The following is a 22,701-nucleotide window of genomic DNA, read 5'->3' on the forward strand; positions in this document are numbered from 1 at the left end:
TATATAAGAAGAGAACGAGGAACCACCATGAGTGACAAGCCCGGTTACCGGCGCCCGCAAGCGGGCACTCAGCCTGATTACCTGCACCCGGCCTACCAGTCGACCAACACCCGCTCGCCGTCCAAGCCGCTGGTGTTCATTCCCCACTCGCTGTCGGAAATCACCGGCCCGAGCATCGGCGCCGAGTCGATCCAGGAACGGGACAACGACCTGACGGCCCAGCACGTAGGGCAGCCCCAGGGCGAGCGCATCATCATCCACGGCCGGGTTCTGGACGAGAACGGCCTGCCGGTGCCGGGCATCCTGGTGGAGATCTGGCAGGCCAACGCGGCCGGTCGCTATAACCACGACCGCGACTTGCACGATGCGCCCCTGGACCCGAACTTCACCGGCACCGGGCGCACCGTTACCGACGCCGACGGCTGGTACCAGTTCCAGACCATCAAGCCCGGGGCCTACCCCTGGGGCAACCACCACAATGCCTGGCGCCCGGCGCATATCCATTTTTCGCTGTTCGGGCCAAGCATTCTTACCCGCCTGGTGACCCAGATGTATTTCCCTGGCGACCCGCTGCTGGCTTATGACCCGATCTACAACTGCGTGCCGGACACCCGCGCCAAGGAACGCCTGATCGCCAGCTTCGACCTGGAGAAAACCATTCCTTCCTACGCCCTCGGTTACCGTTGGGACATTGTCCTGCGCGGCCGGGACGCCACGCCGATGGAGAAATAACGTGACCCTGACCGCGACTACATCCCACACCGTCGGCCCCTACTACCACATCGGCCTGACCTGGCTGAACCGCGAAGACCTGACCGAGGAAGGCACCCTGGGCGAGCGGGTGGCGATCACCGGCCAGGTAGTGGACGGCAACGGCAACTTCGTCAACGACGCGATGCTGGAAGTCTGGCAAGCCAACGCCGCCGGCAAGTACCGCCACCCCGAAGACGATCAGGCCAAACCCCTGGACCCGAACTTCCAGGGGTTTGGCCGGGTGCCGGTGGACGCCGAAGGGCGCTTTCGCTTCACCACCATCAAGCCGGGCACGGTGCCGGGCCTGAAAGGCACGACCCAGGCCCCGCATCTGGTGGTACTGGTGTTCGCCCGCGGTTTGGTCAAGCACCTGCTGACCCGCATCTACTTCGAGGGGGAGCCGGCCAACGCCAGCGATCCGCTGCTGGCCTGCGTGCCCGAGGAGCGCCGAGGCACCTTGCTGGCCAAGGCCGATGCTGACGGTCACTACCAGTGGAACGTGATCCTCCAGGGTACTGACGCCGAAACCGTGTTCTTCGACTACTGACCCGGCCTTGTGTGGCCACTGCCGCGGGTTGCGTAGCAGGCGCGGCGGGCTTGAGACCGGCAGAGGTTCGGCTTGAGACCGCCAAGCAAGGCCCTTCGGGCCTTTTCGCAGCCTCGCCGTGGCTTGGCAGCGGCTACAGTCGCTACAGGTTGACAGGGTCGATTGACCTCTGCCCGGAAGCGGGCAGGGCGCTATCCGCAGGGAACGGGAATGTTGCCAAGTGTGTCTAGACTCACACTGTCCCCCATGAGTGAAAAAACCATGACAACAACGACAAGTCACTACACCGGAGAGGAACGCAGCAAAAGGATCTTTGCCATTGTCGGCGCCTCCTCCGGCAACCTGGTGGAATGGTTCGACTTCTATGTCTATGCCTTTTGCGCCATCTATTTCGCCCCGGCCTTCTTTCCCTCCGACGATCCGACGGTGCAGTTGCTCAACACCGCCGGGGTGTTCGCCGCCGGCTTTCTGATGCGGCCCATCGGCGGCTGGCTGTTCGGCCGGGTCGCCGACCGTCATGGGCGCAAGAACTCGATGATGATCTCGGTGCTGATGATGTGCGCCGGTTCCCTGGTGATCGCCTTCTTGCCCACCTACGCCAGCATCGGTGCCTGGGCGCCGTTCCTGCTGCTGGTGGCGCGCCTGTTCCAGGGCCTGTCGGTGGGCGGCGAGTACGGCACCACCGCCACCTACATGAGTGAGGTGGCGCTCAAGGGCCAGCGCGGCTTCTTTGCCTCCTTCCAGTACGTGACCCTGATCGGCGGGCAACTGCTGGCGGTGCTGGTGGTGGTGATCCTCCAGCAGTTTCTCGATGAGGCCGAGCTCAAGGCCTGGGGCTGGCGCATTCCCTTCGTGATCGGTGCCATCGCCGCGGTGATCTCGCTGCTGCTGCGCCGTTCGCTGAAGGAAACCACCAGCAAGGAAATCCGTGAGGACAAGGACGCCGGCAGCATCGCTGCGCTGTTCAAGAACCACTCGGCGGCGTTTATAACCGTGCTCGGCTACACCGCCGGCGGCTCGCTGATTTTCTACACCTTCACCACCTACATGCAGAAGTACCTGGTGAACACCGCGGGCATGCACGCCAAGACCGCCAGCTACATCATGACCGGCGCGCTGTTTCTCTACATGTGCATGCAGCCGCTGTTCGGCATGCTGGCGGACAAGATCGGCCGGCGTAACTCGATGCTCTGGTTCGGTGCCCTGGGTACGCTGTTCACAGTGCCGATCCTGCTGACCTTGAAGACCGTCACCAGCCCGTTCCTAGCTTTTGTGCTGATCACCCTGGCCCTGGCCATCGTCAGTTTCTACACCTCCATCAGCGGCCTGGTGAAGGCCGAGATGTTCCCGCCGCAAGTGCGCGCACTCGGGGTGGGCTTGGCTTATGCGGTGGCCAATGCGATCTTCGGTGGCTCGGCGGAATGGGTGGCCCTGAACTTCAAGAACATGGGCATGGAAAACACCTTTTACTGGTATGTCACGGCGATGATGGCGATTGCCTTCCTGTTCAGCCTGCGCCTGCCGAAACAGGCCGCCTACCTGCACCACGACCTTTGACCTGTGTACCTGCGCCCGGCTCGGGCGCAGGTTTGCCAAGGACTGTTTATGACCCTGACTGCGAGCAATCAGTTGTTCGATGCCTACTTTACTGCCCGGGAAATGCGCGGGGTGTTCTGCGATCAGGGGCGGGTCCAGGCCATGCTCGATTTCGAAGCCGCCCTGGCCCGGGCCCAGGCCCGCGTCGGGGTGATCCCGGCCAGTGCAGTAGCGCCCATCGAGGCCGCCTGCCATGCCGGGCTGTATGACTTCCAGATGCTGGGCGAGGCGATTGCCACGGCCGGCAACTCGGCCATTCCCCTGGTCAAGGCCCTGGGCCGACAGATCGCCCGCAGCGATGGCGAGGCCGAGCGCTTTGTGCACCTGGGGGCCACCAGCCAGGACGTGATGGACAGCGGGCTGGTGCTGCAACTGCGCCGCGCCATGCTCCTGCTGGAGCAGGACCTGGAGCGCCTGGGGGACATCCTTGTTGCCCAGGCCCAACGTTACGCCACGACCCCGATGGCCGGCCGCACCTGGCTGCAACATGCCACGCCGGTGACCCTGGGGATGAAGATCGGCGGCTGGCTGGGGGCATTGACCCGCAGCCGCGAGCGCCTGCAGCAGCTCAAGCCGCGTTTGCTGGTGCTGCAGTTCGGCGGCGCTTCCGGAACGCTGGCGGCTTTGGGCGAGCAGGCGTTGCCGATTGCCCAGGCCCTGGCCGACGAGCTGCAATTGGCCCTGCCGGAGCAGCCCTGGCACACCCAGCGCGACCGCCTGGTGGAGTTCGCTTCGGTGCTGGGCCTGTTGGCCGGCAGCCTGGGCAAGCTGGGGCGGGATATCAGCCTGCTGATGCAGACCGAGGCGGCGGAGGTCTTCGAGCCCTCGGCGCCGGGCAAGGGCGGGTCGTCCACCATGCCGCACAAGCGCAACCCGGTGGGCGCTGCGGTGCTGATCAGCGCCGCGACCCGGGTTCCCGGCCTGCTGGCGACGATGTTTGCCGCCATGCCCCAGGAGCACGAGCGCAGCCTGGGCCTGTGGCACGCCGAATGGGAAACCCTGCCGGAGATCTGCTGCCTGGTGTCTGGCGCGTTGCAACAAGCATTACTGGTGGCCGAAGGCCTGGAGGTCGACAGCGCGCGCATGGCGCACAACCTCGACTTGACCCAGGGCCTGGTGCTGGCCGAAGCGGTGAGCATTGCCCTGGCCCAGCGCCTGGGGCGGGAAACCGCCCACCATCTGCTGGAACAATGCTGCAAGCGCGCAGTGGCCGAGAAACGCCATCTGCGTGGGGTATTGGGGGAGGATTCCCAGGTTACCGCCGAGCTGTCGGCGGCGGACCTGGATCGTCTATTGGACCCGGCGCACTACCTGGGCCAGGCGCAGGCCTGGGTCGAGCGCGCCGTGGCTGAACATTTTGCCTTGAAGGCCTGAAGGAGACTGCTGTGGGATTCGTGAAACTCGCCGAGGGCGAACTGCACTATCAACTCGAAGGGCCCGAGGGCGCGCCGGTACTGGTGCTGTCCAACTCCCTGGGCACCGACCTGCACATGTGGGACAAGCAGATGGCGGCCTTCACCCGGCACTTCCAGGTGCTGCGCATGGACACCCGTGGCCACGGCCGTTCCCTGGTCACCGAAGGTCCCTATAGCATCGAGCAACTGGGCCGCGACGTGGTGGCGCTGCTGGATGCGCTGGATATCCAGCGTGCGCATTTCTGTGGCCTGTCCATGGGCGGGCTGATCGGCCAGTGGCTGGGGATCAATGCCGGCGAGCGTCTGCACAAGCTGGTGGTGTGCAACACCGCGGCGAAGATCGGCGACCCGTCCGTATGGAACCCTAGGATCGAGACCGTGCTACGTGACGGCCAGGCGGCCATGGTGGCGCTGCGCGATGCCTCCATCGCCCGCTGGTTCACCAGCGACTTTGCCGAAGCTCACCCTGACCAGGCCAAGCTGATCACCGACATGCTCGCGGCCACCTCGCCACAAGGCTATGCGGCCAACTGCGCGGCGGTGCGGGACGCGGATTTCCGTGAACAGCTGGGGGCGATCAAGGTGCCCACCCTGGTGATTGCCGGCACTGAAGACGCTGTGACACCACCGTCCGGCGGGCACTTCATCCAGCAGCATGTGGCGGGCGCGGAGTATGCCGAGTTCTATGCTGCGCATTTGTCCAACGTCCAGGCCGGCGACGCTTTCAGCGCCCGGGTCGTGGATTTTCTGCTGGCCTGAGAGTCGATTCAAGGAGCCCTTTGTGGACGAGAAACAGCGTTATGACGAAGGCATGCAGGTTCGCCGCGCGGTGTTGGGCGATGCCCATGTAGACCGCAGCCTCAATGCCCTGACCGAGTTCAACTCGGAGTTCCAGGAAATGATCACCCGCCATGCCTGGGGCGACATCTGGACCCGCCCGGGCCTGCCGCGACACACCCGCAGCCTGATCACCATCGCCATGCTGATCGGCATGAACCGCAACGAGGAGCTCAAGCTGCACCTGCGGGCCGCCGCCAACAATGGGGTGAGCCGCAGCGAGATCAAGGAAGTGATCATGCAGAGCGCGATCTACTGCGGAATCCCGGCGGCCAACGCCACCTTCCACCTGGCGGAATCGGTGTGGGACGAACTGGGCATCGAATCCCGCAGTTGAGGCGCCGGGGCTGCACCGCGCGATTTCAGACGGTGGCCAGAATGAACACCCGCTTGAACGGGAACAGCGTCCGGCCATCGCCTTCGGGCGGATAGTAGCGATGTACCCGTGCCAGGTAATGGTTGAGGAAGCATTGTCGTTGCCGCTCGTCCAGGCTCAGGAGTACGGGGCGCAAGGCCGAGACCTTGACCCAGTCGAAGATCGGCGACTGGCCTTCCACGACCTGCAGGTGTTCGGTTTCCCAGATGTCCAGTTCCCGAGTCAGGGGCGCCAGCAAACGGTAGTAGCTATCCAGCGACAGTACCCGGCGCTCGGCCATGAACGCCCGCAGCTCCGGGGTGCCCAGCGGCTTGCCGTCCGGTCCTGCCTGTTCCAGGCTTTCGAGTATCAACTGATACCACAGGGCGTCGCGCCAATTGGGCATATGCGCCGCCAGGCAGCCGCCGGGGTTGAGCTGGTTCAACAGGCGCGGCAGCAGGTGTTCGTGGTCACTCATGAAGTGCAGCACTGCGGCAGCGAACAACAGGTCTGCAGGCTGTTCGGCTTTCCATTGCAGCAGGTCGCACCTGCGCCACAGCGCCTTGATCGGCAGGCAGCTGGCTTCGGCAAGCATTTCCGAGGAGCTGTCCACGCCTGTCAGCTCCGCGTAGGGCCAGCGCTGCGCCAGCAGTTGAGTGGCGATACCTGTTCCGCAACCCAGGTCGTAGATGTGATGGGGTTGCTGCAGGGCGACATGATCCAGTAGCTCGACCGCCGGTCGTTCTCGCAGGCGCACGAACTGCTGGTAGGCCTGGGGATCCCATTGGGTGCTGAGGTTCCTGGCCGTGGTCGGCTGAGGCTTGGTACTCATGTAAACATCCTTTTTAAAGTTGTCGTCCAATGACATTCAGGGTTCTGAGGAGCAGGGCTGCGCCACGTCGCGTGTCCTCCTCACGCAGCAGCGAGAGCAGCCCGTACAGGCTGGGAGCGGTACCTTGCGCTGAGGTTTCGGCCTTGGCCATGCGTAGTGCATTGCCCAGCATCCAGGTGGCAGCGGTGGCTTCTTCGAACTGTTGCGCAAGTTTTTCGATCATCGCCTGATCGAGCATGTCGATCAGATCGCAAAGCAGGGACAACAGGTCGACCATGTTGTCCAGGCGAGCGCTGTCCAGCAGCGGCTGGAGCTTTTTCATCAGGGCTTCCAGGCCTGGTGTGCCGGCGACTTCAGGCTGGGTCGCCCTTGGACCAGGCATGCTTGGATCAAAGCTGTCCATGGCGTTGTCTCCTCCCTGTGCAGGGTCAAAGCATTCCGCGGGCTACGGCCCAGTACAGGCCGCGATTGAATCCGGTGCGCAGCAGGCCACCCAACTTGCTCGACGGGGTGGGCAGAACGTCGTGGGCATAGTCGTACCAAAGGGGCATGCCGGCATTGAGGCCCATCTGCGCGACCGCCTGGACCCTACCGTCATAAACCGCCTCGGGAGAGCCCAGGCGGATTTCTCCGGCAATGTTGTTGGCAATCACCGGGGCCTGGTTGTGGCAGGCGCCGCCGGCCTTGCTGATCGGCAGGTCGACGGTATCGCCAATCACATAGACCCGCTCCAGGCCATAGACTTGCAGGGTCTCGTGATGGGTCGGCAGCCAGCCCTCCTGGCCCTGTGCCTGAGACGCGCCGGATTCGAGCACGGCGTCCACGGCCCGGATTGGCGGGGTGGCCATGAGAATGTCGAAAGGCTGCTCAGCGCCTTCCTCCGAGTAGGCGATGCGCCGGTCCGGGTCGACCCTGGCCAGGGTGAAGCCGCGCTGGAAGCGGATGTTCCTCTGTTCGAAGATATCCGGCAGCACCTCGCCGACCGGGCGTTGCAGGAACAGGCAATTGCGCAGTAGCTGCGCGGTGCTGGGGTAGGTGTAGATGATCTCGACCCGATCCCGTACTCCGCGCCGCCGCAGGAAGTCATCGAGCATCAGGGTCGTTTCTACCGGCGCGATGCCGCATTGATGAGGAACATTGGGGGTTTGCGGAAACGACACGGTGATGAACACCCGGCCCTTTTCGATCCGGCTCAGGCGCTGCGCCAGTTGCCGGGCAGGCTGGTATTGGTAGAAGTGGTCGCCGGCTTCCTTGAGCCCCTCGATCCGTTCCGGTGCCGGTACGCAGCCGGTGGCGATCACCAGGAAATCGTAGCCAAGACGTTTGCCGCTGCGAGTGTGCAGGCTCTGGCCGGCAAAATCGAAGCGGGTGACGGGGTCGACCCGGAAGGTTATTTCGGGGCGTAGCAGGGAGCGTTCGGGTCGCTTGAGTTCTTCGTGGAAGAACAGGTTGAACGCCACATACATGAAGGCGGGCTTGTAGAAATGATCCGGCGATTCGGACAGCAGGGTGATTTTGACCTCGTCCCTGAGTATCTCCGGGTAGAGCTTGCTGACCAGTTGATTGGCCAGGATGGTACCGCCTACACCTCCTCCGACAATGACGATGTGCTTGCTCATAACGCAGACCCTCCAAGGCTACGTCAGCTTCACGTACGACATCCGATGGATAACGGAACTGAATCGATAGGTTTCCTTTCCTGGAAGCGAGCACTGCCCGCCTGAAGTGAATACCCCTTTACTTTATCTGTGTATTGGATTTTTTTTACTAAGCCCGACCAGCGGACCTTTCCTTGGGCGCCACGGTTCAAGGCCGACAGCTGCAGGGGCCGGCCTTTTGGCTCGGCCCCGTGTTGGAAGGGGCTTACAGCAGGCTGAGGGGATAGCTGATGATCAGGCGGTTCTCGTCGAACTCGTTGTTGCTGAAGTCCCGGCGCATGGTGGAGTTGCGCCACTTCAGGTTGAGGTTCTTCAGTGTGCCGCTCTGGACCGTGTAGGCCACTTCGCTTTCCCGGCCCCATTCCTTGCCGTCGCTGACGGTGGCGGTGTGCACGTTGCTACCGCTGATGTAGCGGTTCATCAGGGTCAGGCCGGGAACGCCCAGCGCGGCGAAGTTGTAGTCATGGCGCACCTGCCAGGACTTCTCCTTGGCGTTGTCGTAGCTGGCGTTGTAGCTGTCGTTGGCCAGGGTGCCGCCGCTGGTGCCATTGACCCGCATCCAGGCGCTGTCGCCAGTGAGCTTCTGCAGGCCCACATAGAAGGTGTTGCCGCCATATTTGGCCGAGAACAGGCCGGACCAGGTGCGGTTCTCCATGTCGCCGGCGCGGGCGCTGCCGTCTTCCTTGCCATAGAAGAAGCCCAGGTTGGCGCCCAGGGTCCAGTCGCCCAGGGGTTGGCTGTGGATCAGGTTGACGAACTGCTGGCTGTAGATGTCCTTGAGCTGGGCATTCCACAGGGCGATCTGGGTGCGCTTGTCGTTGAAGGCATATTCGGCGCCCTGGAAGTTGAAACGGTCGGAGGTGAAGGCCGCTTTGCCGAACATGCTCATGTCACTCATGCTGCTGTCGTCACGCGGGCTGTTGGCGCGGAACTGGCCGCCATAGAGGGTCAGGCCGGCAATTTCCTTCGAGGTGATCTGGCCGCCGCGAAAGGTCTGTGGCAGCGAGCGGCCGTCGTCGGAGCGCAGGATCGGCAGCACTGGCATCCATTCGCCGACCTTGACCTCGGTCTGAGACAGTCGCGCCTTGAAAGCTACTCCCAGGCGTCCGAAGTTGTCCGCCGGGCGGCCGTCGTGATCCAGGGGCAGCAGTTGGGTGCCGCCGGTGCCCTTGCCGCCGTCGAGTTTCAGCGAGTAGAGGCCCAGCACGTCCATGCCGAAGCCGACGGTGCCCTGGGTGAAGCCGGACTTTGCATCGAGGATGAAGCTCTGGGTCCATTCCTCGGCCTTGCCCTGGGCCTTGGTCGGGTTGGTGAAGTTGCGGTTGAAATAGAAGTTGCGCAGGGTCAGGTTGGCCTGGGCATCTTCGAGAAAGCCCGACTCTGCGGCCAGTGCCGGCAGGGCGGTGCTGCTCAGCGCCAGGGCCAGGAGGCTGGGCAGAAGGTAGGACGGCGGGGTGCTTGGCTTCATTCGTCGGTCTCTCTAATTGTTAGGGGTGCAGCCGGCCAGTGCCGCGCAAAGGGTCTGGGCACAGGTTTCAGGGGAGCAGGGTGGAACCAGAGGTATCAGCCGCAGCGGGCAGGGCGTGGGGGCATGGCATCGGACCTGTTGTTATTGGTGTGTCCAGGTGCCGGGAATGGTGCGTCGCGGATCAGGGCCAATCAATTGGACGAAACACTTTTTGGGCGGTAATCGAACACAAATGTTCCAGTTGGTACATATAAAAAAACCCACCGTCAGGTGGGTTTTTCATATGGCCAGGTGACGCTTCAGAACAGGTGCAGCGCCGGGGCTTTTTCCGCCAGTGGCTCGTTCTTCGCTGTCTGTTCGCTCCAGCCACCGCCGAGGGCCTTGTACAGGTTGACCTCGCTGGTGAGCTGCGACAGGCGATCGGTGATCAGTGCCTGCTGGGCGCTGAACAGCGACCGCTGGGCATCGAGGAAGGTCAGGTTGCTGTCGACCCCGATACGGTAGCGGCGCTCGGCCAGACGATAGTAGTCCTGGTTGGCGTTGACGAAATCACGCTGGGCCTGCAACTGCTGGTTGTAGGTCTGGCGTGCCGCCAGGCCATCGGAGACTTCCTGGAAGGCGGTCTGGATGGATTTCTCGTACTGCGCGACGGTGATGTCTTTCTGGATTTTCGAGTAGTCCAGGCTGGCGCGCAGGCTGCCGGCGTTGAAGATCGGCAGGTTGATCTGCGGCTGGAACAGCCAGGTGCCCGAGCCCCCCTTGAACAGGCCCGAGAGATCCGGGCTCAAGGTACCGGCATTGGCGGTCAGGCTGATGCTCGGGAAGAACGCTGCTCGCGCCGCGCCGATATTGGCGTTGGCCGCTTTCAGCTTGTACTCGGCTTCGAGGATGTCCGGACGCCGTTGCAGCAGCTCCGACGGCAAGCCTGCCGGCAGGTCGCTCAGCAGGTCAGCCGACAGCGGCTGGGCCTTCGGCAGATTGGCCGGAATCGCCGCACCCAGCAGCAGGGTCAGGCTGTTTTCATCCTGGGCCACCTGGCGGGTGTAGCGCGCCAGCTGGACCCGGGCGTTTTCCACCGAAGTCCGCGACTGGCTCAGGTCCAGGGCCGAGGCCACGCCCACTTCGTTGCTGCGCGAGGTCAGCCGGTAGCTTTCCTCGTAGGCGGCGAGGGTGTCTTGGGTCAGCTTCAGCAGTTCCTTGTCGGCCTGCCAGGTCATGTAGGCGTTGGCCACGCTGGCCACCAGGCTGATCTGGGTGCTGCGCCGGGCTTCTTCGCTGGAGAAGTAGGTCTGCAGGGCCTGCTCGCTCAGGCTGCGAACGCGGCCGAACAGGTCCAGTTCATAGGCACTGACGCCCACGGTGGCCGAGTACTGGCTGGTGATCCCGGCTTCGCCGGTCTGCGACATGCGTGCCGGAGTGCGCTGGCGGCTGCCGCTGGCGTTGGCCGAAACCGCAGGGAACAGGTCAGCCCGCTGGATCTGGTACTGCGCGGCGTAGGCATCGATGTTCAGCGCCGCGACCCTGAGGTCGCGGTTGTTTTCCAGGGACGTCTGGATCAGTTGCTGCAGAGCCGGGTCATGGAAGAACTGCCGCCAGCCCTGTTCGGCGGCCGCCACGTTGGCGGCCTCCTTTGGCGAGTAGGCTGGGCCTTGGGGGAACTGCGCCGCCACCGGCGCTTCCGGGCGCTGGTAATCCGGGATCAGCGAGCAACCACTTAGCGCGATGGCGGTGATTGCCAGGGAGAGTAGCGACTTGCTCATTGGCCAGCCTCATTAGGGGTTGCAGTAGTTTCTGACAGGTCCGCTTTCCTGCGGCCCATGGACGATACGGTGACGAAGAACAATGGCACCCAGAAGATCGCCAGGATAGTCGCGGTGAGCATACCGCCGATCACCCCGGTACCGATCGCATGCTGGCTACCCGAGCCGGCGCCCGTGGAGATGGCCAGTGGCACGACCCCGAGGACGAAGGCCAGGGAGGTCATGATGATCGGCCGCAGACGCATCCGGCAGGCTTCCACCGCGGCGTCTACCAGGCTGCGGCCCTGCTCGTGCAGTTCCTTGGCGAACTCGACGATCAGAATGGCGTTTTTCGCCGCCAGACCAATGGTCACCAACAGGCCTACCTGGAAGTACACGTCGTTGGACAGGCCGCGCATGCTGGTTGCCATCAGTGCACCGATGATCCCCAGGGGCACAACCAGCATCACTGCGATCGGAATCGACCAGCTTTCATACAGCGCCGCCAGACACAGGAACACCATCAGCAGGGACAAGGCGTACAGCGCAGGTGCCTGGGAGCCCGACAGACGTTCCTCGTAGGACAGGCCGGTCCAGGAGATACCGACACCCGCCGGCAGCTTCGCGGCAATGGCCTCGACTTCGGCCATGGCTTCACCGGTACTGTAGCCAGGGGCCGGGGCACCGAGCACTTCCATGGCTTCCACGCCGTTGTAACGGGCCAGCTTGGGCGAGCCGTAGATCCACTCGCCCTTGGCGAAGGAGGAGAACGGCACCATGGTTCCGGCGCTGTTGCGTACGTACCACTTCTTCAGGTCTTCGGGGCTCATGCGGGCACCGGCCTGACCCTGGATGTACACCTTCTTCACCCGACCACGGTCGATGAAGTCGTTGACGTAGCTACTGCCCAGGGCAATCGACAGGGTGTTGTTGATATCGGTGAGGGTCACGCCCAGGGCACTGGCGCGCTCGTCGTCGATGGTCAACTGGTACTGCGGTTCATCGTTCAGGCCGTTCGGACGTACCTGGGACAGCACCTTGCTCTGGGCTGCCATGCCGAGGAACTGGTTGCGTGCAGCCATCAGTTTCTCATGGCCGATACCGGCGCGGTCCTGGAGGAACACGTCGAAACCGGTGGCGTTACCCAGCTCCAGTACCGCTGGAGGGGCGAAGGCGAACACCATCGCGTCACGGAAACTGAAGAAGTGCTGCTGGGCGCGGGCTGCCAGGTTGAACACGTTGTTTTCCGCGGAACGCTCGCCCCACGGCTTGAGCATGATGAAGGCCATGCCCGAGCTCTGGCCGCGACCGGCGAAGTTGAAGCCGTTCACGGTGAACACCGAAGCCACGGTGTCCTTTTCCTTGTCCAGCAGGTAGGCGCGCATTTCGTCCACTACCACCTGGGTCCGCTCGGCACTGGAGCCGGCCGGAGTCTGTACCTGGGCGAACAGAACGCCCTGGTCTTCTTCCGGCAGGAACGCGGTCGGGATGCGGGTGAACAGCCAGATCATGCCCAGGACGATCAGCACGTAGGCCAGCAGGTACGGAACCTTATGGCGCAGCATGTTGCCCACGCCGCGTTCGTAGCTCTTCACGCTGCGATCGAAGGTGCGGTTGAACCAGCCGAAGAAGCCGCGCTTCTCGGTGGCGTGTTCGCCTTGCGGTACGGCCTTGAGCATGGTGGCGCACAGGGCCGGAGTGAAGATCAGGGCAACCAGCACCGACAGGGCCATGGCCGAGACCACGGTGATCGAGAACTGCTTGTAGATCACCCCGGTGGAGCCGCTGAAGAAGGCCATTGGCAGCAGTACCGCGGACAGCACCAGGGCGATACCCACCAGGGCTCCCTGGATCTGGCCCATGGACTTTTTCGTCGCCTCCTTGGGCGACAGCCCTTCCTCGTGCATCACCCGCTCGACGTTCTCCACCACGACGATGGCGTCGTCCACCAGCAAGCCGATGGCCAGCACCATGCCGAACATGGTCAGGGTGTTGATGCTGAAACCGGCCGCCGCAAGGATGCCGAAGGTACCCAGCAGTACCACCGGCACCGTCATGGTGGTGATCACCGTGGCGCGGAAGTTCTGCAGGAACAGGAACATCACCAGGAACACCAGGACGATCGCTTCCACCAGGGTTTCAACCACACCCTTGATGGATTCGGTCACCACCGGGGTGGTGTCATACGGGAACACCACCTTCATCCCTTGCGGGAAGAAGGGTTCCAGGTCCTTGATGGTGTTGCGCAGGGCCTTGGCGGTGTCCAGGGCGTTGGCGCCGTTGGCCAGTTTCACTGCCAGGCCGGACGCCGGCTTGCCGTTGAACTGGGCGCTGATGGCGTAGTTCTCGCCACCCAGGCCGACGTCCGCGACATCGCCCAGACGCACTTGCGAGCCGTCCTTGTTGACCTTCAGCAGGATCGCCTTGAACTGCTCGGCAGTCTGCAGGCGGGTCTTGCCGATGATGGTGGCGTTGAGTTGCTGGCCGGGCAGGGCAGGCAGGCCGCCGAGCTGGCCGGACGATACCTGGACGTTCTGCGCGGCAACCGCGGTCTTCACGTCCACCGGGGTCAGGTTGTAGTTGTTCAGCTTGGCCGGGTCGAGCCAGATCCGCATCGCGTACTGGGCACCGAATACCTGGAAGTCACCGACGCCCGCGGTCCGCGAGATCGGGTCCTGCATGTTCGACACGATGTAGTTCGACAGGTCGTCCTTGGACATGCTGCCGTCCTCGGAAACCACGCCGATCACCAGCAGGAAGTTCTTCACTGCCTTGGTCACGCGGATACCCTGCTGCTGCACTTCTTGAGGCAGCAGCGGAGTGGCCAGGTTGAGCTTGTTCTGTACCTGAACCTGCGCGGTGTCCGAGTTGGTGCCCTGTTCGAAGGTCGCAGTGATGGTCATGCTGCCGTCGGAGTTACTTTCCGAGGACACATAACGCAGGTTGTCGATACCGTTGAGCTGCTGCTCGATCACCTGAACCACGGTGTCCTGCACGGTCTGTGCGGAAGCGCCTGGGTAGGTCACGGAGATGGCGATCGCTGGCGGCGCGATGCTCGGGTACTGGTTGATCGGCAATTTGAGGATCGATAGAGCCCCGACCAACATGATCACCAGGGCGATTACCCAGGCGAAGATCGGACGGTCGATAAAAAATTTCGACATGGTTTACTCCCCTTTGCCGCCTGCAGCTTTGTCAGTTGCCTGTGCAGGGGCCGGGTTCTTCGCTGGAACGTTGGTTGCTTCGCTGGCCTTGACTTCAATGCCCGGCTTGACGAACTGCAGGCCTTCGGTGATCAGGCGATCGCCGGCTTTCAGCCCATCTTCCACCAACCACTGACTGCCGACCGTGCGGCTGGCCTTGAGTTGACGCAGCTCGACCTTGTTATCCGGGCCAACCACCAGGGCGGTCGGGGTGCCTTTCAGGTCGCGCGTCACGCCTTGCTGGGGAGCCAGGATCGCCGCGCTGTTCACCCCGGCTTGCAGCTGGGCGTGGACGAACATGCCAGGCAGCAGGGTGTGCTCAGGGTTCGGGAACACTGCGCGCAGGGTCACCGAGCCGGTGGTTTCGTCCACCGAGACTTCGGAGAATTCCAGCTTGCCGTCGAGCTTGTACTGGCTGCCGTCTTCCAGGGTCAGTTTGACCTTGGCGGCATTGTCGCCGACTTTCTGCAGGCGACCGCTTTCCAGTTCGCGACGCAGTTCCAGCAGTTCTACCGAGGACTGGGTAACGTCGACGTAGATTGGGTCCAGCTGCTGGATCACGGCCATGGCATCGGCCTGGCCATTGCTCACCAGGGCGCCTTCGGTCACCGAGGAACGGCCGATTCGGCCGGTCAGTGGCGACAGCACTTTGGTGTAGCGCAGGTTGATCTGGGCGCTTTGCAGCGAGGCTTCCGACTGCAGGCGGTTGGCCACGGCAGTGTCGTATTCCTGGCGGCTTACGGCCTGCTCGTTGACCAGTTGCTTGTAGCGATCAGAAATCGACTTGGTCGATTGCAGATTAGCCTCGGCACTTTTCAGCGTTGCCTCATAGACCGATGGATCGATCTGATAAAGCTGCTGACCTTCCTTGACGTCTCCACCTTCTTTGAACAGACGCTTGAGAATGATCCCGTTTACCTGTGGGCGAACTTCGGCGATGCGGAACGCAGTGGTCCGGCCCGGGAGTTCGGAAGTCAAGGTAAAGGCTTGTGGTTGCAGGGTAACGACGCCGACCTGAGGGGCTTGAGGGGCAGGCGCCGCCTCTTCCTTTTTACATCCGCTGAGCAGCGATGCCAGGGCGACGGCAGTGACCAGAGCGGTAACAGCTGGCTTGAGTTGCATGAAAATCCTCGGGTCAGGCACGCAAGATGCGCACAAGAAAAGTGGAAGGGTAAAAATGCTTGGCTGAGTGGATAAGTAGCTTGCTAAGGAATATACTTACGTTCATGGTTGTTTGTAAATACCCCTGCGGCGTACCCATCCGGTTACAAAAGCCCCTGTAGGTGTTGAATTGTAGGCTGGGCAAACGGCACTCGAGATGCCGTTCCATATTTATTCAGAAGGTCTTCACGCATCGCTGAAAGATCCTGATCGAGGTTTTACTGCCATGGTCCGTCGTACCAAAGAGGAAGCTCAAGAAACTCGCAGCCAGATACTCGAGGCCGCCGAAAAGGCCTTTTACGAGCGTGGCGTGGCGCGTACCACCCTGGCCGACATCGCGGCGCTGGCGGGAGTCACGCGAGGTGCCATCTATTGGCACTTCAGCAACAAGGCCGATCTGGTGCAGGCCATGCTCGACAGCCTGCGTGAACCTTTGGATGAAATGGCCGCGGCCAGTGAGAATGTAGATGAAATGGACCCGTTGGGCTGCATGCGCAAGCTGCTCATTCATTTGTTTCATCAAGTTGCCCTGGACCCGAAAACCCGACGCATCAATGAAATCCTGTTTCACAAGTGCGAGTTCACCGACGAAATGTGCGACCTGCGCCGCCAGCGTCGCGCTGCCAGCCTGGACTGCAACGTACACATCGAGCTGGCGTTGCGTAATGCAGTGAATCGTGGGCAATTGCCCGAGAATCTCGATGCGGCGCGGGCAGCTATCACGTTGCATGCGTTCATCGATGGCATTCTCTACCAGTGGTTGCTGGCCCCTGACAGCTTCGCCCTGCACACCGAAGCAGAGCGCTGGATCGACATCGGGCTGGATATGCTGCGCTTGAGCCCCAACCTCCGTCATTAAGACAAAATGCGTAATTGAGTCCGGTTGTGTCAACATTTAAGGCGAGGGACGTTCATACCCGGGGTCGCACTTCACAATGGGGTGCTTTTATATACGGGCTTGCTGCAGGTTGATAGATAGCGAGCTACGTATTTTGTAGGGATTTTGTTGCGGGTGTGTGAATGAGTGTGAGCCCTTCACCGTTCAACGGCGCGGAACACCCCATCAAGGGGATCGCCCTGATCTGCCTGGCGGTCCTGCTGTTTGCCAGCCACGACACGTTATCCAAATACCTGTCGGCTTTTTATCCCATCGTCATGGTGGTCTGGGCCCGCTATGTGGTGCACACCCTGTTGATGCTGGTGGTCTTCGTGCCGCGCAGTGGTTTCTCTGCGGTGGTGCGCACCAAGCGCCCCGGGCTGCAATTGCTGCGGGCCCTGTGCCTGATCGGCACCAGCCTGCTGTTCACCACCGGCCTGCGCTATATACCCCTAGCAGAAGCGACCGCGGTCAACTTCCTGGCGCCCTTGCTGGTGACTGCCCTGTCGGTGCCGTTTCTGGGGGAGCGGGTCAGTCGCGCCCAGTGGCTGGCAGTGCTGGCGGGGTTCGTCGGGGTGCTGATTGTGGTGCGTCCCGGTGGCGCGTTGTTCACGCCGGCAATCCTGCTGCCGCTGGGGTCGGCGCTGTGCTTCGGCTTCTACCAGTTGCTGACCCGCAAGCTCAGTGGTGTCGACAGCCCGACCACTAGCAACTTTCTCACCGGGATCCTCAACAGCCTGATCATGAGCGCGCTGCTGCCGTTCTTCTGGAGCACGCCGACGTTGGTTCATGGGCTGTTCATGATCGGCCTGGGCACCTGCGGCATGCTCGGCCACATGTTGCTGACCCAGGCGTTCCGCCATGCCGCGCCGGCGATGCTGGCGCCTTTCAGCTATGGGCAGATTCTTTTCGCCGGGCTCTTTGGCTACCTGATCTTCGACCATACCCCGGACCAGTACGCCCTGGTCGGTATCGCGGTCATCTGCCTCAGCGGCCTGGCGGTGGCCTGGGCCCAGCGCAAACGCTGAATGGCTTTCTGTAGCCCCTGCCGCAGTCCGCGACAAGGTCCGCAGGACCTTCATCGAACTTGAGATGATCGCGCCCCTTCGGGGCGACCGTGCGTACGCGGCCCGAGCCTGCGGCAGCGGCTACAACGAATGTGCAGGCCATGAAAAAGCCCCGGCTCGCGAGAGTCGGGGCTTTTTATCGAGCGATGCAGGCTTACAGAGTCGGGTAGTCGATATAGCCGACCGGGCCCTTGCCGTAGAAGGTTTCCGGGTGCGCTTCGTTCAACGGCGCATCGGCCTTCAGGCGGGCTGGCAGGTCCGGGTTGGCGATGAAGGGCACACCAAAGGCCACGGCGTCAGCCTTGCCAGCGGCCAGCCAGGCGTTGGCGCTGTCCTTGGTGAAGCGTTCGTTGGCGATGTAGGGGCCGCCGAAGGCTTCTTTGAGTTGCGGGCCCAGGCTGTCGGCGCCTTCTTTCTCGCGGGAGCAGATAAAGGCGATACCGCGTTTGCCCAGCTCCCGAGCGACGTAGGTGAAGGTCTCCGCCAGGTTGGCATCACCCATGTCATGGGAGTCGGCACGTGGTGCCAGGTGCACGCCTACCCGGCCGGCACCCCAGATCTCGATGGCCGCGTCGGTGACTTCCAGCAGCAGGCGGGCACGGTTTTCCAGGGAGCCGCCGTACTGGTCGGTACGCTGGTTGGTGCTGCTTTGCAGGAACTGGTCCAGCAGGTAGCCGTTGGCGCCGTGGATTTCCACGCCGTCGAAACCGGCGGCCTTGGCATTTTCCGCGCCGACCCGGTAGGCGTCGACGATGTCGGCGATCTCAGCGGTTTCCAGGGCCCGCGGAGTTGGGAAGTCGGCCAGTGGGCGCACCAGGCTGACATGCCCCTTGGGCTGGAGGGCGCTGGGTGCCACCGGGGTTTCGCCGTTCAGATAGGACGGGTGGGAGATGCGTCCGACGTGCCACAGCTGCAGGAAGATCTTGCCGCCGGCGCCGTGTACTGCCTTGGTCACATTGGCCCAGCCACGCACCTGGTCGTTGGACCAGATGCCGGGGGTATCCGGGTAGCCCACGCCCATGGGGGTCACCGAGGTGGCCTCGCTGAGGATCAGGCCGGCGGAAGCCCGTTGTACGTAGTACTCGGCCATCAGCGCGTTGGGTACGCGGCCGGCATCGGCGCGGCAGCGGGTCAGCGGTGCCATGATGATGCGGTTGGACAGTTCGAGATCGCCGAGTTTGATCGGATCAAAGAGAGTCGTCATGGAGTGCAGCCTTCTTTAAGGGATAGGGAGAGGATCAGTGGGTTGCAGGAGCCAGTTCGGCGTTGCCGCCCTGGCGAAAGGTAATCAGCGTCACCAGCAGGGCCAGGATTGCCAGGGCCGCAGCTGCCAACGGCACGCTGGTCAGGCCGAAGCCGTGGGCGATGACGCTGCCGCCGACCCAGGCACCCAGGGCATTGCCGATGTTGAAGGCGCCGATGTTCAGGGTCGAAACCAGGTTCGGTGCGGCCTTGCCGAAGGTCACTACGTTGACCTGCAACGCCGGCACTGCGGCAAACGAAGCGGTGGCCCAGAGGAACAGGGTGATCTCGGTGGGGATCAGCGCCACGCTGGTCCAGGTCAGTACGGTGGAGACCACGGCCATGGCCGCGAACACGCCGATCAGGGTGGCGCCCAGGCGCTTGTCCGCCAGTTTGCCGCCGATGATGTTGCCCAGGGTCAGTCCCAGGCCGATCAGCAGCAGGGTCCAGGTCACGCCCTTGGGCGAGACACCGGTGACATCACCGAGCAGCGGTGCAACGTAGGTGAAGAGGGTGAACATCGATGCGGCGAACAGCGCGGTCATGCTCAGGGACAGCCAGATACCCGCGCCCTTGAGGGCCGCCAGCTCTGCACGCATGTCGAGTTTTTCCTCGTCGCGCTTGGCCGGCAGGAAGCGCAGCAGGCCGATCAGCGCCACTACGCCGATCACCGTCACCACCCAGAAGGTCGAGCGCCAGCCCGCTGCCTGGCCCAGGGCGGTGCCCAGGGGCACGCCAAGGACGTTGGCCTGAACATCAGGGCCACGGCCGAAGCGCGCTTGTTGGCGGGCACCAGGCCGGCGGCCACCACTGAACCGATACCAAAGAAGGCACCGTGGCACAGCGCGGTGATCACCCGGGCAAACATCAGCACGTTGTAATCACTGGCCAGTGCACACAGCAGGTTGCCGACAATGAAGATTCCCATCAGCGCCACCAGGGCTGCCTTGCGGGGCAGGCGGGCAGTGGCCAGGGCCATGAAGGGCGCGCCGATGGCCACCCCAAGGGCGTAGCCGGTGACCAGCCAGCCGGCGCCGGGAATCGACACCCCGAGGTCCGCCGCCACATCGGGCAGCAGGCCCATGATGACGAACTCGGTGGTACCGATGGCGAAGGCACTCAAGGCCAGGATGAGAAGCGAAAGGGGCATTGTCGGGTCCTTGTCAGGTCAGAGCTGTTGGCTCATTTGCGTGAGGAACTGCTGGATGGTTTCCTCGTTGCGTTTGAAAAAATGCCATTGGCCGACTTTCCGGCTGCTGATCAGGCCTGCGCGTTGCAAGGTGGCGAGGTGGGCGGACACGGTCGACTGCGACAGGCCGCAGCGTTGGTCGATCTGCCCGGCGCAGACGCCGTGCTCATTGCTGTGAGCCTGATCGGGAAATTCGACAGTCGGGTCTTTCAGCCAGTGCAGGATTTCCCTGCGAACCGGATGTGCCAGGGCTTTTATTATTTCGTCGAGGTCGAGGGACATGGCGGTGCTCGTTTTTTGTGAAACGTTGTATCGCGATGAAGCGAAATTTAAATCGTTATTTCGCGATATACCAATATGATTTTGGTCTTAAATCATTACTTATCGGTATATCGGGTTATAACGATATGTTGGTCGCAGTGCTAAGCTGCGTCCATGAATTATCTCGCACATCTGCACCTTGGCGGCCAGCGCCCGGGTCAATTACTCGGCAGCCTGTATGGCGATTTCGTCAAGGGACGCCTGCAAGGGCAGTTTTCGCCCGAGGTCGAGGCGGCGATCCAGCTGCATCGGCGCATCGATACCTACACTGACAGTCACCCGCTGGTGGTGGCGGCGCTGTCGCGTTTCTCCCTGACGCGAAGGCGTTACGCCGGCATCGTCATCGACGTGTTCTTCGACCATTGTCTGGCCCGGGACTGGCAGCATTACGCCGACCGGCCCCTGCCGCTGTTCACCGCCGAGGTGTACCGGGTGCTGGCGGCCGAGCCGCAGTTGCCGGCGCGGCTGGCGCAGATTGCGCCTTACATGGCGGCGGATGACTGGCTGGGTTCCTATCGCGAGTTCGCGGTGCTGGAGCAGGTGTTGCGGGGGATTGCTCGGCGCCTGTCACGGCCAGAGGAGCTGACCGCGGCGATGGTCGAGCTGGAACGGCTGTATGAACCGTTGAGCGAAGACTTCCGCGCTTTCTACCCGCAATTGCAGGCATTCGCCGCGCAGCACATCCAATTGCCCTGACTCACGATGGCTGTTGTAGGAGCTGGCTTGCCAGCGAAGGTGCTCTCATGACCGACGCAGGTTTCAAGGGCCTTTTCGCCGGCAAGCCGGCTCCTGCAGAGAGTTTCAGGCCGCGACCAGTTCGCCGTTGCGGCGTGGTTCGGCGGGCAGCATGACATCACCGAACAGCGCCTTCTGCACGGCTTGCTGGGCCTGGAAGGCCAGCGCCGCACGTTCCTGGCCCTGGCAGGCAATCGGCTTGAGCAGGTGGATCTCCACCTGGCCCCGGTCATTGGCGAACAGGCGCATCAGGTGCGAGAGCAGATCGTCGTCGCCGATGAAGGGCGCCAGGGTATCGATCTGGCCGTCGCGCAGGTAACGGATCGCCACCGGTTGCAGGCAGACGTCGGCATCGATGGCGCTGGCCAGCAAGCGCCCGTGGAAGGTGCGCAGGCCACGGCCATCGGTGGTGGTGCCTTCGGGGAACAGCAGCAGTGGGTGCTGCTCCTGCAAATGCCGGGTCATCTGCTTGCGGATCAACTGGCTGTCACCGGCGCCGCGGCGGATGAACAGGCTGCCGGCCTTGGCGGCCAGCCAACCGGCCACCGGCCAGGTGCGCACTTCTGCCTTGGACAGGAAGGACAGCGGCGTCAGCATGCCCAGCAGCGGGATATCGGTCCAGGACACATGGTTGCTGATCCAGAGCATCGGTTGGCGGGGCAGCTCGCCATGCACCGAGACCTGAAAGGGCAGGGCATTGCTCAAGCGTGCCATGAAGAAGCGCGACCAGCGCTGGCGCCGGACCATGGAGTTGGCGACCCCCAAGCGTTCCAGCAAACCGAAGATACTGGCCATGCTCAGGCCCAGCGCCACCACCAGCAGCACTCGGGCGATGCGCCCGTAGACCCGCAGCCGGCGCATCAGACCGCCGCCTTGAAGTGCCGGGCGTAGCGCGGGCACAGCTCGTCGCGCTTGAGCAGGATGAACACATCGGCGACCTGGAAATCCTCGTCCCAGCACGGCTCGCCGCAGATCTTCGCGCCCAGGCGCATGTAGGCCTTGAGCAGGGGCGGCATCTCGGCGATCACATTGGACGGAATGTCCAGGCTCGGCAGCGGGTTCTTCGGCTCGGCCCGCAGGTGCTCGGTGCACAGGTAGCGCTCGCGCAGGCGCTGCATGATCGCCTGGGCCTGCACGCCGCCGTCCTGCATGGGAATGCTGGCGCAGCCCATGAGGTAGCTGTAGCCACCCTGATTGAGCACTTCCGCCAGTTCGCCCCAGAGCACGGCGATGGTGCCGCCGTTGCGGTAGGCCGGGTCGACGCAGGTGCGGCCGATCTCCAGAATCGGCCCCTTAAGCTGCACCAGGCCGTGCAGGCTGAATTCTTCTTCGCTGTAGAAACGCCCCAGGCTGCTGGCGGCCTGGTGGTCCAGCAGGCGGGTGGTGGCCACCAGGCGCCCGGTGTTCAGGTCGCGCACACCGATGTGGCTGCAATGAACGTCATAGTCATCCATGTCCAGACCCAGTTCCGCGCCCTTGAGCTTGGCGTTGAACTCGCCACTGAAGACGTTGAAACGCAGGGCCTGGGCTTCTTGCAGAGCCTTCGCGCCGATCAGGCGTTCGGCTTGCAGGCGGCGTTCAGTGCCGGTGTCGCTGATGCGGGCGATCTGAGTCATCGTGAATCTCCGTGCGGGCTACTGACCCGCCTTGGGTTGCAGCCAATCGACTTTGTTGTGCAAAGTCAGGCTATGTAGCCCCGGTGTCAT

20 protein-coding genes and 1 pseudogene are annotated in these 22,701 nt (G+C 62.9%); 9 read left to right on the top strand and 12 right to left on the bottom strand.

Features of this window, described 5'->3' with window-relative positions:
* Window positions 1-27 precede the first annotated feature (27 nt).
* The 6 genes from pcaH (at window position 28) to pcaC (ending at window position 5,485) form a co-directional block, all read left to right on the top strand.
* Entirely contained in the window at window positions 28-732 is a 705-nt protein-coding gene (pcaH, locus tag KI242_RS06980) for a protocatechuate 3,4-dioxygenase subunit beta (RefSeq protein WP_011059662.1), read from the top strand.
* A gap of 1 nt (window position 733) precedes the next feature.
* The gene (gene pcaG / locus KI242_RS06985; protein ID WP_053156683.1) at window positions 734-1,300 is read left to right on the top strand and encodes a protocatechuate 3,4-dioxygenase subunit alpha; all 567 of its coding nucleotides are present in this window, start codon (window positions 734-736) and stop codon (window positions 1,298-1,300) included.
* Between the two features lie 246 nt (window positions 1,301-1,546).
* Entirely contained in the window at window positions 1,547-2,857 is a 1,311-nt protein-coding gene (locus tag KI242_RS06990) for an MFS family transporter (protein WP_255313395.1), read from the top strand.
* A 48-nt stretch (window positions 2,858-2,905) separates the two neighbouring features.
* Window positions 2,906-4,270: a 3-carboxy-cis,cis-muconate cycloisomerase gene (locus KI242_RS06995; RefSeq protein ID WP_011059665.1), complete on the top strand. Its 1,365-nt coding sequence runs from the start codon at window positions 2,906-2,908 to the stop codon at window positions 4,268-4,270.
* Window positions 4,271-4,281: 11 nt separating this feature from the next.
* Complete coding sequence (pcaD, locus tag KI242_RS07000; RefSeq protein ID WP_041116332.1) at window positions 4,282-5,070, top strand: 3-oxoadipate enol-lactonase; 789 nt, start codon at window positions 4,282-4,284, stop codon at window positions 5,068-5,070.
* A gap of 22 nt (window positions 5,071-5,092) precedes the next feature.
* Window positions 5,093-5,485 carry a 4-carboxymuconolactone decarboxylase gene (gene pcaC / locus KI242_RS07005; RefSeq protein ID WP_011059667.1) on the top strand — a complete coding sequence of 131 codons (393 nt, stop codon included), beginning with the start codon at window positions 5,093-5,095 and terminating at the stop codon, window positions 5,483-5,485.
* A gap of 25 nt (window positions 5,486-5,510) precedes the next feature.
* On the opposite strand, the gene KI242_RS07010 is transcribed toward pcaC, so the two are convergent.
* The 7 genes from KI242_RS07010 to emhA form a co-directional block, all read right to left on the bottom strand.
* Window positions 5,511-6,335 (bottom strand): methyltransferase domain-containing protein, encoded by an 825-nt coding sequence (locus KI242_RS07010; protein WP_015634429.1) that lies wholly within the window; start codon window positions 6,333-6,335, stop codon window positions 5,511-5,513.
* Window positions 6,336-6,348: 13 nt separating this feature from the next.
* Window positions 6,349-6,738, bottom strand: a complete 390-nt coding sequence (locus KI242_RS07015) for a DUF1641 domain-containing protein (RefSeq protein WP_041116334.1) — start codon at window positions 6,736-6,738, stop codon at window positions 6,349-6,351.
* Window positions 6,739-6,763: 25 nt separating this feature from the next.
* Window positions 6,764-7,954, bottom strand: a complete 1,191-nt coding sequence (locus tag KI242_RS07020; RefSeq protein WP_053149431.1) for an FAD/NAD(P)-binding oxidoreductase — start codon at window positions 7,952-7,954, stop codon at window positions 6,764-6,766.
* Between the two features lie 244 nt (window positions 7,955-8,198).
* Window positions 8,199-9,461, bottom strand: a complete 1,263-nt coding sequence (locus tag KI242_RS07025; protein WP_041116337.1) for an OprD family porin — start codon at window positions 9,459-9,461, stop codon at window positions 8,199-8,201.
* A 299-nt stretch (window positions 9,462-9,760) separates the two neighbouring features.
* Window positions 9,761-11,221, bottom strand: coding sequence for an efflux RND transporter outer membrane subunit EmhC (locus tag KI242_RS07030; protein WP_011059672.1), 1,461 nt, complete (start codon window positions 11,219-11,221; stop codon window positions 9,761-9,763).
* On the bottom strand, window positions 11,218-14,364 hold the full coding sequence (locus tag KI242_RS07035; RefSeq protein ID WP_041751993.1) for an efflux RND transporter permease subunit: 3,147 nt from the start codon (window positions 14,362-14,364) through the stop codon (window positions 11,218-11,220). Before KI242_RS07035 ends, KI242_RS07030 begins: the two co-directional genes overlap by 4 nt.
* 3 nt (window positions 14,365-14,367) lie before the next feature.
* On the bottom strand, window positions 14,368-15,525 hold the full coding sequence (emhA, locus tag KI242_RS07040; protein WP_015634435.1) for an efflux RND transporter periplasmic adaptor subunit EmhA: 1,158 nt from the start codon (window positions 15,523-15,525) through the stop codon (window positions 14,368-14,370).
* A 265-nt stretch (window positions 15,526-15,790) separates the two neighbouring features.
* Between emhA and emhR the strand changes: the two genes are divergently transcribed.
* Both emhR and KI242_RS07050 read left to right on the top strand, forming a co-directional pair.
* Window positions 15,791-16,423 (top strand): efflux system transcriptional repressor EmhR, encoded by a 633-nt coding sequence (emhR, locus tag KI242_RS07045; RefSeq protein WP_011059675.1) that lies wholly within the window; start codon window positions 15,791-15,793, stop codon window positions 16,421-16,423.
* Between the two features lie 161 nt (window positions 16,424-16,584).
* Entirely contained in the window at window positions 16,585-17,469 is an 885-nt protein-coding gene (locus tag KI242_RS07050) for a DMT family transporter (RefSeq protein ID WP_011059676.1), read from the top strand.
* A 193-nt stretch (window positions 17,470-17,662) separates the two neighbouring features.
* On the opposite strand, the gene KI242_RS07055 is transcribed toward KI242_RS07050, so the two are convergent.
* The 3 genes and pseudogenes from KI242_RS07055 to KI242_RS07065 form a co-directional block, all read right to left on the bottom strand.
* On the bottom strand, window positions 17,663-18,712 hold the full coding sequence (locus KI242_RS07055) for an alkene reductase (RefSeq protein ID WP_011059677.1): 1,050 nt from the start codon (window positions 18,710-18,712) through the stop codon (window positions 17,663-17,665).
* Between the two features lie 34 nt (window positions 18,713-18,746).
* Window positions 18,747-19,900: pseudogene (locus KI242_RS07060) on the bottom strand (MFS transporter).
* Window positions 19,901-19,918: 18 nt separating this feature from the next.
* The gene (locus tag KI242_RS07065) at window positions 19,919-20,221 is read right to left on the bottom strand and encodes a metalloregulator ArsR/SmtB family transcription factor (RefSeq protein ID WP_011059679.1); all 303 of its coding nucleotides are present in this window, start codon (window positions 20,219-20,221) and stop codon (window positions 19,919-19,921) included.
* Between the two features lie 153 nt (window positions 20,222-20,374).
* Here KI242_RS07065 and KI242_RS07070 point away from each other — a divergent pair, with 153 nt between their 5' ends.
* A complete protein-coding gene (locus KI242_RS07070; RefSeq protein WP_015634438.1) occupies window positions 20,375-20,956 on the top strand; it encodes an ACP phosphodiesterase in 582 nt (193 codons plus the stop codon).
* A gap of 105 nt (window positions 20,957-21,061) precedes the next feature.
* Here the strand turns inward: KI242_RS07070 and KI242_RS07075 are convergent, their stop codons facing one another.
* Both KI242_RS07075 and olsB read right to left on the bottom strand, forming a co-directional pair.
* Window positions 21,062-21,856: a lysophospholipid acyltransferase family protein gene (locus KI242_RS07075; RefSeq protein WP_011059681.1), complete on the bottom strand. Its 795-nt coding sequence runs from the start codon at window positions 21,854-21,856 to the stop codon at window positions 21,062-21,064.
* Complete coding sequence (gene olsB / locus KI242_RS07080; RefSeq protein ID WP_015634439.1) at window positions 21,856-22,611, bottom strand: L-ornithine N(alpha)-acyltransferase; 756 nt, start codon at window positions 22,609-22,611, stop codon at window positions 21,856-21,858. Before olsB ends, KI242_RS07075 begins: the two co-directional genes overlap by 1 nt.
* Window positions 22,612-22,701 lie beyond the last annotated feature (90 nt).

This window comes from Pseudomonas sp. Eqa60 (genome assembly GCF_018326405.1).
In the GTDB taxonomy this organism is placed as follows: domain Bacteria; phylum Pseudomonadota; class Gammaproteobacteria; order Pseudomonadales; family Pseudomonadaceae; genus Aquipseudomonas; species Aquipseudomonas protegens.

Excerpts from the sequence above, each read along its gene's own strand:
- pcaH (WP_011059662.1), top strand. The coding sequence starts at position 28 with ATGAGTGACAAGCCCGGTTACCGGCGCCCGCAAGCGGGCACTCAGCCT.
- KI242_RS06990 (WP_255313395.1), top strand. The coding sequence starts at position 1,547 with ATGAGTGAAAAAACCATGACAACAACGACAAGTCACTACACCGGAGAG.
- KI242_RS06995 (WP_011059665.1), top strand. The coding sequence starts at position 2,906 with ATGACCCTGACTGCGAGCAATCAGTTGTTCGATGCCTACTTTACTGCC.
- KI242_RS07010 (WP_015634429.1), bottom strand. The coding sequence starts at position 6,335 with ATGAGTACCAAGCCTCAGCCGACCACGGCCAGGAACCTCAGCACCCAA.
- KI242_RS07015 (WP_041116334.1), bottom strand. The coding sequence starts at position 6,738 with ATGGACAGCTTTGATCCAAGCATGCCTGGTCCAAGGGCGACCCAGCCT.
- KI242_RS07020 (WP_053149431.1), bottom strand. The coding sequence starts at position 7,954 with ATGAGCAAGCACATCGTCATTGTCGGAGGAGGTGTAGGCGGTACCATC.
- KI242_RS07025 (WP_041116337.1), bottom strand. The coding sequence starts at position 9,461 with ATGAAGCCAAGCACCCCGCCGTCCTACCTTCTGCCCAGCCTCCTGGCC.
- KI242_RS07030 (WP_011059672.1), bottom strand. The coding sequence starts at position 11,221 with ATGAGCAAGTCGCTACTCTCCCTGGCAATCACCGCCATCGCGCTAAGT.
- KI242_RS07035 (WP_041751993.1), bottom strand. The coding sequence starts at position 14,364 with ATGTCGAAATTTTTTATCGACCGTCCGATCTTCGCCTGGGTAATCGCC.
- emhA (WP_015634435.1), bottom strand. The coding sequence starts at position 15,525 with ATGCAACTCAAGCCAGCTGTTACCGCTCTGGTCACTGCCGTCGCCCTG.
- emhR (WP_011059675.1), top strand. The coding sequence starts at position 15,791 with ATGGTCCGTCGTACCAAAGAGGAAGCTCAAGAAACTCGCAGCCAGATA.
- KI242_RS07050 (WP_011059676.1), top strand. The coding sequence starts at position 16,585 with ATGAGTGTGAGCCCTTCACCGTTCAACGGCGCGGAACACCCCATCAAG.
- KI242_RS07055 (WP_011059677.1), bottom strand. The coding sequence starts at position 18,712 with ATGACGACTCTCTTTGATCCGATCAAACTCGGCGATCTCGAACTGTCC.
- KI242_RS07065 (WP_011059679.1), bottom strand. The coding sequence starts at position 20,221 with ATGTCCCTCGACCTCGACGAAATAATAAAAGCCCTGGCACATCCGGTT.
- KI242_RS07070 (WP_015634438.1), top strand. The coding sequence starts at position 20,375 with ATGAATTATCTCGCACATCTGCACCTTGGCGGCCAGCGCCCGGGTCAA.
- KI242_RS07075 (WP_011059681.1), bottom strand. The coding sequence starts at position 21,856 with ATGCGCCGGCTGCGGGTCTACGGGCGCATCGCCCGAGTGCTGCTGGTG.
- olsB (WP_015634439.1), bottom strand. The coding sequence starts at position 22,611 with ATGACTCAGATCGCCCGCATCAGCGACACCGGCACTGAACGCCGCCTG.